This is a genomic window from Amycolatopsis sp. MJM2582 (assembly GCF_000754115.1).
Lineage (GTDB): Bacteria > Actinomycetota > Actinomycetes > Mycobacteriales > Pseudonocardiaceae > Amycolatopsis > Amycolatopsis japonica.
Window position 1 is genome coordinate 1535785 of record NZ_JPLW01000002.1, and the last position, 12099, is coordinate 1547883.

At 70.5% G+C, this 12099-nt stretch carries 10 protein-coding genes; 4 read left to right on the forward strand and 6 right to left on the reverse strand.

Features of this window, described 5'->3' with window-relative positions:
- Nucleotides 1-82 precede the first annotated feature (82 nt).
- Nucleotides 83-3367, forward strand: a complete 3285-nt coding sequence (locus ED92_RS17240) for a BTAD domain-containing putative transcriptional regulator (RefSeq protein WP_052120631.1) — start codon at nucleotides 83-85, stop codon at nucleotides 3365-3367.
- Between the two features lie 26 nt (nucleotides 3368-3393).
- Here the strand turns inward: ED92_RS17240 and ED92_RS41940 are convergent, their stop codons facing one another.
- Nucleotides 3394-4281 carry a DUF1963 domain-containing protein gene (locus ED92_RS41940; protein WP_161791113.1) on the reverse strand — a complete coding sequence of 296 codons (888 nt, stop codon included), beginning with the start codon at nucleotides 4279-4281 and terminating at the stop codon, nucleotides 3394-3396.
- 68 nt (nucleotides 4282-4349) lie between these two features.
- Nucleotides 4350-4526 (reverse strand): hypothetical protein, encoded by a 177-nt coding sequence (locus ED92_RS42790; protein ID WP_161791114.1) that lies wholly within the window; start codon nucleotides 4524-4526, stop codon nucleotides 4350-4352.
- 240 nt (nucleotides 4527-4766) lie between these two features.
- Here ED92_RS42790 and ED92_RS17250 point away from each other — a divergent pair, with 240 nt between their 5' ends.
- Nucleotides 4767-5039, forward strand: a complete 273-nt coding sequence (locus ED92_RS17250) for a hypothetical protein (protein WP_037339146.1) — start codon at nucleotides 4767-4769, stop codon at nucleotides 5037-5039.
- Entirely contained in the window at nucleotides 5036-6835 is a 1800-nt protein-coding gene (locus ED92_RS17255) for an APC family permease (protein WP_037339147.1), read from the forward strand. Before ED92_RS17250 ends, ED92_RS17255 begins: the two co-directional genes overlap by 4 nt.
- Nucleotides 6836-6909: 74 nt before the next feature.
- On the opposite strand, the gene ED92_RS17260 is transcribed toward ED92_RS17255, so the two are convergent.
- The 3 genes from ED92_RS17260 to ED92_RS17270 form a co-directional block, all read right to left on the reverse strand.
- Nucleotides 6910-7848, reverse strand: coding sequence for a hypothetical protein (locus ED92_RS17260; protein WP_037339149.1), 939 nt, complete (start codon nucleotides 7846-7848; stop codon nucleotides 6910-6912).
- Between the two features lie 163 nt (nucleotides 7849-8011).
- Complete coding sequence (locus ED92_RS17265; protein WP_037339151.1) at nucleotides 8012-8671, reverse strand: response regulator transcription factor; 660 nt, start codon at nucleotides 8669-8671, stop codon at nucleotides 8012-8014.
- A complete protein-coding gene (locus tag ED92_RS17270; RefSeq protein ID WP_037339152.1) occupies nucleotides 8668-9810 on the reverse strand; it encodes a sensor histidine kinase in 1143 nt (380 codons plus the stop codon). The genes ED92_RS17265 and ED92_RS17270 overlap by 4 nt, the downstream gene beginning before the upstream one ends.
- A gap of 162 nt (nucleotides 9811-9972) precedes the next feature.
- On the opposite strand from ED92_RS17270, the gene ED92_RS17280 reads away from it, so the two are divergent.
- Nucleotides 9973-10527, forward strand: a complete 555-nt coding sequence (locus ED92_RS17280) for a DUF6326 family protein (protein WP_235213303.1) — start codon at nucleotides 9973-9975, stop codon at nucleotides 10525-10527.
- On the opposite strand, the gene ED92_RS17285 is transcribed toward ED92_RS17280, so the two are convergent.
- Nucleotides 10434-11939 (reverse strand): glycosyltransferase family 39 protein, encoded by a 1506-nt coding sequence (locus tag ED92_RS17285; protein WP_235213304.1) that lies wholly within the window; start codon nucleotides 11937-11939, stop codon nucleotides 10434-10436. The genes ED92_RS17280 and ED92_RS17285 overlap by 94 nt on opposite strands.
- Between the last annotated feature and the right edge of the window lie 160 nt (nucleotides 11940-12099).

Sequence of the window (12099 nt, forward strand, 5' to 3'; positions counted from 1 at the left end):
AAGACTGCTTCCGGGGGTTTGGAAGGCATTTGGAGCCGACTTGGAACGCCTGAGGCGGGCCGCGCATACGATGTGCCACGTCATGGTGTTGATCCGGGTGTTGGGCTCGTTCGCGGCCGAGGCCGGCGGCGAGTCCGTTCCCCTCGGCGGACCGCGGCAGCGTGGCGTGCTGGCCCTGCTGGTGGCTGCCCGTGGGCAGGTCGTGTCGGTCGACCGGATGGTCGAGGACCTGTGGCGCGGCGAACCGCCGTCGCGCGCCTTGGTGTCGTTGCAGGCGTACGTGTCCAACCTGCGCCGCTTGCTGGAACCCGGCCGCCCGCCGCGGGTCCCGGCCCGCCTGCTGGTGACCGCGGCGCCCGGCTACGCACTACGGCTGCCACCGGGGGCGGTGGACGCATGGCGCTTCGAGGAGCTGCTCGATGAGGCCCGCACGCTCACCGATCCCCGTGCCGCCCGCGCCCGGCTGGACGAGGCGCTGGCGCTGTGGCGGGGACCGGCGTTCGCCGAGGTCGCCGACGAGCCGTGGGCCACTGCCGAAACCGCCCGGCTGAACGAGCTGCGCCTGATCGCCCGCGAACTGCACATCACGGCAGGGCTGCGGCTCGGCGACCCCGCGGCGGTGGTACCCGAGGCGGAGCGCCTCACCCGCGACGATCCCCTGCGCGAGGCGGGCTGGCGCCTGCACGCCCTCGCACTGTGGAGCAGCGGCCGCCAAGCCGACGCCCTGGCCGCGCTCCGCCGCGCCCGCGCCACCTTCGCCGACGAGCTGGGCCTCGACCCCGGGCCGAACCTGGTGGCCCTGGAGGAGGCGATCCTCACCCAGCGCACGGACGTCCTCCGCGCAGCCGTCCCCCCGCCGCCAGCCGACCCGCTCCGGGCAACCGCTCCGACGCGTTCGAACAACAGGCCCGGCGCGCCGGCGTTCGTGGGGCGGGAGGGCGAGCTGGCGGCGCTGGTGGCGGCCGCTGGGGAGGCCGCCACCGAGGGAGCGCGCGTCGCGCTCGTCACCGGGGAGGCGGGGCTCGGCAAGTCGACGCTGCTGGAGCACCTCGGCACGCGACTCGGACAGGACGGGTGGCTCGTGGCCACCGGGCGCTGTCCCGAGGTGGACAGCGCGCCGCCCGCGTGGGCGTGGGTCGAGGCGCTGCGCAGGGTGGCCGTGAACGTCCCTCCAGGGGAGTTCGCGGACGACCTGGCGCCGTTGCTCTCCGACTCCGTGCCGGTGGACGGCGACGCGGCGGCCGGGCGGTTCCGGCTGCGGCAGGCCGTGTGGAACTGGCTCGCGGCAGTCGCCGCCGACCGGCCGGTCGCCGTCGTCCTCGACGACCTCCACTGGGCGGACGCCGCCACGCTGGAACTGCTCGGCGGCGGTGTCGGCGCGCAGGCCCCGATCTTGATCGTCGCGGCCTACCGCGCGGACGAGAGCGAGCACCTCACCGACACGCTCGGGTCACTCGCCCGCAGCGCGCCCCTCCGGCTGGATCTGCCCGGGCTGAACGGCGACGCCGTCGCGGAGCTCGTCCGCGCCGAGTGCGAGGCCGACGACGCGACCGTGGCCGGGATCGCCGAACGGACCGGCGGCAACCCGTTCTACGTGCGGGAGAGCGCGCGGCTGCTGAGCGGCGAGGGCGCGCTGGTCGCGCTGTCCGAGGTCCCCGAAGGCGTACGGGATGTGCTGCGGCGCCGGCTGGCGAGGCTCCCCGAGAGCGGCGTGTCCGTCCTGCGGCTGGCGGCGGTGGCCGGCCGGGAAAGCTCGGTGGACGTGCTCGTGAAGGCCGCCGACGCCGACGAGGACGGCGTGCTGGACGCGCTGGACGCGGGCATCATCGCCGGCTTGCTCGACGAGCCGGGGCCCGGGCGCGTCCGGTTCGTTCACGCCCTGGTCAGGGACACGCTCGTCGCCGACGTCAGCCGGCTGCGGGCCACCAGGATGCACGCCCGGATCGCCGCCGCCCTGGAGAGCACCGGCGACGTCGCGGCGCTCGCCTATCACTATGCGCGAGCGGGATCACCGAAGGCAGTCGGCTATTGCGTACGGGCCGCCGAGCTCGCTGAGGCGCGCTACGCCCACGACGTGGCCGCCACGCTCCTCACCGACGCCGTCACCAACTCCAGCGAACCGGACGAGCGTGTCGGACTGCTCGGCAGGCTGCTGCGCGCGCAGATCAGGGCCGGGGCCGTCGCCGCGGCCAGGGACACGCGCGAGCAGGCCGTGGAGTACGCCGAGTCGATCGGCCGCGACGACCTGATGATCGCCGCGTTCACCGCCTGGACCGAGCCCACCTCCTGGCAGGCCCGCACGTACGGCACGATCGACCGTCCCATCGTCGGCCGCCTCCGCCGCCTGCTCAGGCGGACCGACCTCGCCCCCGACGTGCGGTCCCGCCTGCTCACCGCGTACGCCAACGAGCTGGTGGGCGAGGACGACCCGACGGTCATGGCGGCGGCGCGGGAAGCACTCGACCTCGCCACCGATCCCCGCCTCCGGGCCGCGGCGCTCTGGGTCCTCGCCCGCGACCCCGGACGGGAGGACTACGCCCGCGAGCTGGTGGAGATCGGCGTCGAGCACGACCTGCCCGTCTACCGCGTGAGCGGGCTGCTCAACCAGGCCGTGAACGCCGCCACGGCCAACGACCCGGCGACCATGCGCCGCGTGACCGGGGAGGCACTCGACCTCGCCCGCGCCTACCGGATGCCGGAGGCGATCGGCGCCGCCGAGATCGCGCTGGCGACCCTTGTACTCATCGAGGGCCGGTACGCCGACGCCGAGCGTCTCTACATCGAGGCCACCGAACGCATGGACCGCGCCGGATCGGTACACGTGGGCTTCCTCCCCCTCGTGCAGGCGGCGATCTGGCTGAACGACGGCACGCTCGGCGACCACCTGGACGACGTGCGCACTCTTCACGAGGCGCTCGGCCCGATGGTCGCCGACCTGCTCGCGCTCGCCCTCCACGCCGCCGGCCGCGGCGACGAGGCACGCCGGGCTCGCACGTCACCGAGCCCGATCCGGCCCGACTTCTTCTTCAGCTTTCTCACAAGCCTGCGCGCGATGGCGATCGTCGCCCTGAACGACCATGACGCTGCCGAGGAGATCTACGCAGAACTGCTCCCCCACCGCGATGGCCCCCCTGCCGGCGCGGTGAGCCTGTCGCTGGCCCTGCGTCCGGTCGCCCACACCCTCGGCCGACTCGCCCTCCTCCTCGGTCGCGCCGACGAAGCCGCCGCCCACTTCACCCAAGCCGCCACCATCGCCGACCGGTGGAACGCCCCCCACTGGTCCGCCGACGCCCGAACACACGCCGATCTCGCCCTCAGCGCCATCGACCGGGCGACAAGATCCGCTGACTCATCCCGGCTGGGATAGCGGTTCGCTGTGGTCTCGTCGGTGCGCTAGGTGGCGTCCCAGTAGTAGCGCACCGTCGACAGATCGCCTCGGGCTAGAGCAGCGGGGTCGCCGAACAGATGCGCGATGCCGTGGTCGCCCCATCCAGTGTCGTACACATCCTCGTCGATCGTGATCAAGACCTGACCGGCAGGCTCACCGCTCGAAGGATAAGCGCGCCGCCCGCGTGGGTCTTCCTGGGTGAAGCCGGCACTGCCCCCCAGCGAACTACCGTGGACGAAGTCGTCACCGAACGAGCCGTGACGGCCGAGGACATGGAAGTTCCATCCGTTATGCAAAAGATCCAGTGCGTGGTCACTGCGTTCACCGCCCAGCACGGCCAGTTCGCGGACCAGCCGCGCGAGATCCCCTTCCTCGGCAAGGTCGAACTCGGCCAGCTGCGGAAGCGCCCGGCCGACTGTGAACCTCACGCCACGCGCCTCGACGGGGATGAAGGGGGCGTGCACACCGGGATCCTGGCTCGCCATGTGCCATGGTGTCGGCGACGACGGCGACGCCACCGAGCGCGCAGCAGTGTCTGGATACCAGCGAACCTCGAACCCTTGCGTCCCTTTCGTCTCCCCGTGTGTGAGACCGAAACTCGGGCTGTCGGCGCCGACGAACCATTGCAACAACCCTGTCGACGGGAAGCCAGGCAACGGGCCGACATCGGCGAAATTGACCTGAACAACACAGAACATCGGTACGTCATTGTATTGCGGCCACGGCGCACCTTCAGGCAGGTAAGGATGACCAGCCAGATAGGACGCCACAGCCGACACAGGCCGGCCTCCATCCAGCCGCAGATCAGCGGCGGGAAGGGAAACCTGGTGGAGAAGCGGCCGCAACTCGTCGATCACTTGCCGACGTCGTGCCTCGTCGACGAACCCCTTCACACCTCCGACAATACAACGACGGAACCAGCGATCACGGCTACCGGAACACTCCCACCATGGAATTGTTTTCAGTACTCGAGGTAAGCGCTGAGCGGTCTCAATCGCACCGTGACGACAAACTGGACGCGATGATCCCGGCCCGGCGATGCCTGGCTGTTTCTGCCGGCGGCCTGCACCCCGGCTGGCGCGCCGGTCTCGCCGGCCGACCCGATGTCACCTTCCGCGTTTACCCCGCCGACGATCACCTGTTCTTCCCCTGCACCGAACTGGCGACGTCAAAATCGGACCATCCGGCATGCGAAGTACGTAAGCGGCTCTTCAGCCGGTGCCTAAGTCAGGCTCGGCTATCTGGATGCGTACCGTGTGCCGGAGACCGGTCTCCGCCTTGATCAGCTGTCCTCTGGGTTTCGCCGGTGCTCTCGTCGCGGTCTTCCTCGCACGGGGCGGGCGACGGCTCACCTCAGCCGCTCGTTTCCGTGTTGCTCATGGTCGCGGTGATCGACGCCGTCGCCTTGCTCGGCACCGCACGGGCCGCTTTCGTCACCGCGACGATCTGCTGGCTCCTGCACTCCTGGCTGATACTGGGGCATCCGTCCGGGCACGCCGCTCTCGTGTTCGCGCTGAATTCCTTGGGCGCCACCGGTTTCGCGTTCCTGTCCCGGGGCGTCAGCGCGGCATCGGGTTCACCCGATTCGGTGTCAAGAACCCGTCAACGTCCTCGAACCGAAGACCAGCGGAACCCCACGCTGACGGCGTGACCACGACACTCACCCGCCCCGAGAGCGGGACCGACCGCTCCGAACGCCACCGCCTTTCCGTCGTCGGCGGGCTCGCCGCGCTGTCCTTGGACGCGATGGCGTCGGTCGCCTACGGACCCGAGGCCATCGTCATCGTGCTGGCCGTCGCCGGTGGTGCGGGGCTGGGCTTCACCGTTCCGGTCACGCTCGCGATCGCGGTCCTGCTGGGCGTGCTGACGCTGTCCTACCGCCAGGTGATCGCCGCGTTCCCCGACGGTGGCGGCGCCTACGGGGTCAGCCGGACCTACCTCGGGCGCCGGGCCTCACTGGTCGCGGCGGCGTCGCTGATCGTCGACTACGTGCTCAACGTCGCGGTATCGGTGGCCGCCGGGGTGGCCGCGCTGACATCGGCGTTCCCCGGGCTCCTGCCGTACACGCTGTGGTTGTGCCTCGGCGTGCTGGCGCTGGTCACCGGTGTGAACCTGCGCGGCATCGCCGAGAGCGCCCGGATGTTCGTCGTGCCCACCGTGATCTACGTCGGCGCGATCCTGACCGTCATCGTCGCCGGCCTGTTCCGGTTCGGCCCCGCCGCGGCGGTCGTCGCACCGGAACACGCGCAGAACCTGCAGACGGTCGGCATTCTGTTGCTGCTCAAGGCTTTCGCGAACGGCTGCGCGGCACTGACCGGAGTCGAGGCCATCGCCAACGCCGTACCGTCGTTTCGCAAGCCCCGGGTACGGCGCGCGCAGCACGCGGAGATCGCACTGGGCGGCCTGCTCGGCGTGATGCTCCTCGGGATCGCCGTGCTGATCGGGAAATTCGCCATCCATCCGGTGGACGGCGTCACCGTGCTCTCGCAGGTCACGACCGCGGCACTGGGCGACGGTTTCGGTTTCTACCTGGTCCAGTTCTCGACCGTGGTCCTGCTCGCCCTGGCCGCGAACACGTCCTTCGGCGGCCTGCCCGTGCTGGCCCAGCTGCTCGCCAAGCACAACAAACTGCCGCACGTGTTCGCCTTGCGCGCGGAACGCCAGGTGTACCGCTACGGCGTCGGCTTCCTCGCGATCACCGCGGCTCTGCTGCTAGTCATCACCGACGGCGACATGAACACCCTGGTCCCGCTGTTCGCGATCGGGGTGTTCGTCGGGTTCACCCTCTCCCAGATCGGGATGGTCCGGCACTGGCGGCGGAACCGCCCGTCCGGCTGGCGGGGCAAGGCCACGCTCAACGGCCTCGGAGCTCTGCTCACCGCAGCCGCGGCGATCGTGGTCACGACGACCAAATTCGGCGAGGGCGGCTGGCTGATCGTCGTCGCCTTACCGGTCCTGGTCGCGGCCATGGAATGGGTGGAACGAAGCTACCGCCGGATCGGCGAGCGGCTCGAACTCGGCCTGACCCCCGCTCCCCCGCGACCACACCGCTCACTCGTCGTCGTCCCCGTCCACACCGTCTCCCGCCTGACCCGTGACGCGCTCGCCGCCGCATTGTCGCTCGGCGACCACGTCGAGGCCGTGCACGTCATCCACCCCGAAGACGAACAATCGGCGCGGAACTTCGTCGCCGCTTGGGAGAAGTGGCACCCCGAAGTGGCACTGGTCCTACTCCACGACGAACGACGCCGTCTCGGCGAACCGCTGGTGGAACACCTCCGCACGGTCGCCGACCGGCACGTCTTCGTGCTCATCGCCGAGGTCGAACCGGAGCGTTGGTGGCAGCGGATCCTGCAGAACCAGCGCGGCGGCGTACTCGCCCGTGCCCTGCGCCGCCACTCGGACGCCGTCGTCTGCCGGATGCGTTTCCGGTTGGCCGCCCGATGAGCGTTGCCACCGAAGGAATAGGCCAAGTCCTGGTAGTCGAACACCGTGAAGAGCGTTCGTGTTCCAGCCAGGCGCTACGCCATGTCGGCCAGCAGCAACGCCAAGCTTCCCAACGGGATCACGCTTCCGTCGCGCCGGGTGATCGTCTGGGCCAGCTGCCGGATCTCCGCGGCCCTGCCCGCATCGACCTCCCGCGCCGGCTGGGCGGCGGCGTCGAGACGGGCGAGCCGGACCGCACGGCGAAGTCGCGCGATCTGCGCACGGTCGCCGGTGCGTGCCGCGATCACCACCGCGTCGTAGACGCCGGGGTCGAGCAGGAGCGCGGTGTCCGCGGTGATGGCCGGATCGTTCTCATACCGTTCGCGTTCGCCACGCTCCCACAGCGCACCGAGCGCGCGCTGCCGTCGCCGCACTGCCTCCCGCCGCCGCTCCAGCGGAGTCACCTGACCACCGCGGCGATCCGGCCCGGCACTCCCGGGCGCGGCCGGGGCGCGGCGTTCCGCGTCGCCGTAGACGAGACGCATCCGTTCGGCCCACGATCGGAAGGTGGTTCCCGCGATGGGCGGATCAGGCAGTTCGGAAGGTAGGCGGGTGATGTCGCGTGTGTCGTCCTGCTCGTCGGGCTCGGCCGGGATCCAGGCATGCAGCCGCCGCGCGAGGTAGCTCTTCAGTGGTCCGATCGTCGGTGTGTCGCGATCGCTCAGCCACGGCGGCCGCCGGGTTCCGTCCGGGTCGGTGTCCAGCATCCGCACGATCGCCTCATTGCACCAGCCCGCCCGATACAGCGGAGCGAACAACGCGGTCAGCTCCCGGGCCTGGTCCCGGGGCCAGCGAGCGTTCCCGATCAGCGTCAGGACCGCCGCGGTGATCTGCCGGTCGTTGCCCGGCACGACCTTGCCGGGCCACGAGCGGATCTGTCCCGACCATCCGCCGGCACTGCCACGCGCGGCGACCTGCAACTCGGCGGCGATGATGCCCGGTACCGGGCTGGGTTCGGCGACTGGCTGACTCATCGGACTGACGTGACTTCCTGTGAGCGGGACCGGCGGCGTCCCCTGATCGTGCCATCGCCCTCCGCTGTGGGCTCGCAGCACCAGCCCCGTGTCGCCCACAGCTTTGTCCCGTTGTTTTCTCGCCCGGGTGGCTACTTCGGGTCTTCGGTTTGCCAGGGCGTGCTCACGAGGCCCTCACCCGGCCGGTGTCGTAGGCCCACATCGCGATCTCGACCCTGTTCCGGGCGCCGATTTTGGTCAGCAGGCTGGCGACGTGGGTCTTGGCGGTGGTCAAGCCGATGAACAGCTCGGCGGCGATCTCGGCGTTCGTGCGGCCACTGGCGACCAGCGTCAGCACCTCCTCTTCGCGTTCGGTGAGCGGCTCGATCGGCTGGATCCGTCGGCTCGACGGTTCCCTCCCGGCGAGCGTGGCCAGCAGCCGCCGGGTGATGTTCGGCGCGATCAGGGCATCGCCGACGGCGGCGGCATGGACGGCCTGGACGAGCAGCTCCGTCCCTGCGTCCTTGAGCAGAAAGCCCCGGGCTCCGGCCCGGAGCGCGCCGTGGACGTACTCGTCGAGGTCGAACGTCGTGATCACGACCACCGCGATCGGGTCCGGGACACCCCGCCCGGCGAGGAGCTTGGTCACCTCGATGCCGTCGAGCCCGGGCATCTGGATGTCGACCAGGCACACGTCGGGGCGGAGCCGATGCGCCAGTTCGACGGCGGCGTGGCCGTCGGCGGCCTGGCCGACGACCTCGATGCCGGGCTGCGCTTCAAGGATCATCGACAGGCCGGTGCGCACCAGATCTTGGTCGTCGGCCACCAGCACGCGCACCGTCATCGGCGTACTTTAGTCGGCAGTTCGGCGTCGACCGTCCACCCGCCCTCGGGCGCCGGGCCGGCACGCAGCGTGCCGCCGAGCAGTTGCGCACGCTCGGTCATCCCCAGCAGCCCGAAACCGTGGTTCACCGACCGCGCCGGGTCGATCCGTCCGTCGTCGGTCACGCATAGCCGCAGCGTTCCCGCGCCGTCCACGACCCGGATCTCCACCCGCGAGGCGTCGCGGGCGTGCCGCAGGGCGTTGGTCAGCGCCTCCTGCGCCAGCCGGTAGACCGCCGCGTCGATCTGGGGCGGAAGTTCGTCCAGCTCGATCGGCAACTCCACGTCGACGACCGGGGCCGGGGCGCGTCTGGCGAGGGACACCAGGTCGGCAACGCCGGGCTGGGGCGCGAACCCCGCCGGCGCTCCGTCGCGCAGCACGCGGACCATCGCCCGCATCTCCGCGAGCGTCCGCGACGCTTCCCCTTCGATCGCCGCCAGCACCTCGAGCGCGGCCTCGGGTCGCTGCCCGGCCATCGCCCGGCCCGCCTGCGCCTGCACAGCGATCGCCGAGACGTGGTGGGCGACGATGTCGTGCAACTCGCGCGCGAGACCGACCCGCTCCTGGCCGCGGATCTGGTCCGCCTCCCGGCGCCGGCTGTCGGCGCGGTAGCGGAACGCCGCTCCACCCGCCGCCGCGGCCGCGAGGATGGCGAACCCGCCGAAGATCTCGGTCGGCCCGACGTGGTCGGGGACCATACCGATTCCCGCCGCGACCGTCACGACCGCCAGCCCGATCACGATCTCGCGCCCCGAGCCCCAGCGGACCAGCGCGTAGACGAACACCAGGACGTAGATCATCGTGTCGAGGCCCACGCTCGGGATCCCGCCCAGCAGGCCCGCCAGTCCCAATGCCATCGCGGTGCCGAAAGCCACCACGACACAGGCCAACGGGTGGGTACGCCGCCACAGCAGCATCGGCGCGAGTCCGACCGCCACGATCGTCGCGAACGGCCGCCAAGCGACGTCGTCCCGGAGGACTCCTTCGAGCAGCGCCGTCACCATCAACGCCCCGACCAGTACCCAGTCACGCGAAACCCGTTCGGGAGCGTCCGTGGCGCGCGGCTCGGCCCACAGCGAGCGCAGGGCATTGGTGGTCACGCGCCCAGCCTAGGGACCGCCGAGGCGTCGGGGACCGACCGAAAGAACGAGACGCCGCTCCTCCCCACGGCCGGGACGGGTCCGGCCTCGACGACGATGTGGCCGCCGCCGGGCTCGGCGATCGTTGGCCCACCGGTCCACACCACGACAACGGAGACCACGATGAGAACACGTCGACCCACCACGACCGCACTGGACGAGCAGCGGATCCCGGTGAGAGCCAAGCTCGCCGCAGCGTGGACGAGCCTCGTGCTCCTGTACGCCTACGTGGACATCCTCGCCTTCTTCAAACCCGGTGTCCTCAAAGACATCGAGGCCGGCGTCGTCTTCGAGTTCGACATCAGCCAGACGTTGTTCACCGTCTTCCTCACGCTCATGGCGATCCCGACCCTCATGGTCGTGCTGTCGATGACCCTGCCCGCCCGGGCGAACCGCACCACGAACCTCATCGTGGCCTCGATACAGGTCCCCTTCGCGGCGTTCAACGCGGTGGGCGAGTCCTGGAGGTACTTCTACGGTCTCGGCGTCGCGCTGGAATTGATCGTTCTCGCCCTCATCCTCCGGTACGCCTGGACCTGGCCCACGCGTGAACCCAAGCCCAGTTCCCGTTCTGGGAGCCCGGCTCACCCACCTATTCCGTTGGCCGGGGCGGGCGGCGCGGCGGGAATCCGGCCCGACTCCGGGCCGGCGTTGGCGTCGAAGGACATGCCGGAGTAATCGGGGTCCAGCACGGAGATCGCGTACGTGGCGGGCGCGGCCACCACGGCCGCGACCCCGACGACGAGCCCGGCGGTGACCAGACGGGGCGAGGTGGTCCTGACCACGCGCACCAGGACAAGTGCGACGACAGCGGTCACGCCGAGCGCGAGCGCGCCCCATTTCGCCCACGACAGGAAATTCGGGTAGTGCGACCACAGCCACGCGGCCCAAACCACTTCGGCCGTCACCGCGATCGGCAACAGCCAAGACTGCTTGCCGCCCTTCCGGTACGCCCGCCAGAACAAGACGAGGCCCAGGGCGGAGAGCGCTGCGACCGCCGGCGCGAGCGAGGCCACGTACGCGGTGTGCGGGACATCGGCGACGCTGAAGACCAGACCGAAGGTCAGCAGCCACACTCCCCACATCACCAGCCCGCCGCGCACCGGATCGATGCGCTCGGCCCCGCGCCGCCACCACAATCCGCACAGCAGGGCCAGCAGCGCGAGCGGATACAGCCAGCCGACCGCGACGGCGAGGTGCCCGTCGAACAGTTTGGCCCAGCCCTTCTGGACCGGTCTGCTCGTCGCCTTCGTCGGGTCCTCATCGGGATTTCCCCGCATGGCGGGAAGGATGTCACGTTGCCCGGACGACCGCTGCGGGTCGATCTCGCCGCCGTCGTTGTCGAACTTCCTGGCGCCGGGCAACTGGATGCCCAGGTGCCCGAGGCCGTTGTAGCCGAACACCATGGCGACGGCGCTGTTGTTCGTGCTGCCGTCGACGTACGGCCGGGCATCGGGCGGGGTGAAGGTGTACAGCGCGATCCACGACAGCGACACCGCCAACGTCACCGCACCGGCGACCACCACGTGCTTCACCCGGCGACGCAACCCGGCCGGCGCACTCAACAGGTAACCGATCGCCAACGCGGGCAAGATCATCCACGCCTGCAGCATCTTCGCCTGGAAACCCAGCCCCACCCAGACCCCGGCCCAGACCAGCGACCGCAACCGCCCCTCCAGCACCGCCCGCTGATAGGCGTCGACCGCCAATACCAGGCACATCACGAGCGCGCCGTCCTGCATGCTGTGCCCGAACATCGACGCGGCGACCGGCGTCAGCGCGAAGATCCCGGCCGCCAGCAGACCGGGCACCACACCGGCCCAGCGCCGCACCACCCGGTACATCACCAGTACCGAGACCACGCCCTCGATCACCTGCGGCAACGCCAGCGACCAGGCGTGGAACCCGAAGATCTTCGCAGAGACCACCTGTGGCACGAAGGAACCGGCCAGCTTGTCCAAAGTGGACGTCTCGTCCACGGCCCCGAACAGGAACGCCTTCCAGCTGCCGGACATGGTCTTCACGGCGTCCGAATACAGCGGCGCGAAGTCCACCGTCGGCAGATTCCACGCGTACAGCACCGCAGCCACCGCTGCGATGCACAGCAATACCGGCCGGGCCCAGCGCGGCTGATCGGCAGGCGAACGCCAGACGGCCCAGCGATGCGACCTGCTTTCGGATACGACGTCTTGGGACAACGGAAGACGGGCAAGTGTTTCGGGCACTCCGATACCTCCAGGCGCGGCAAAC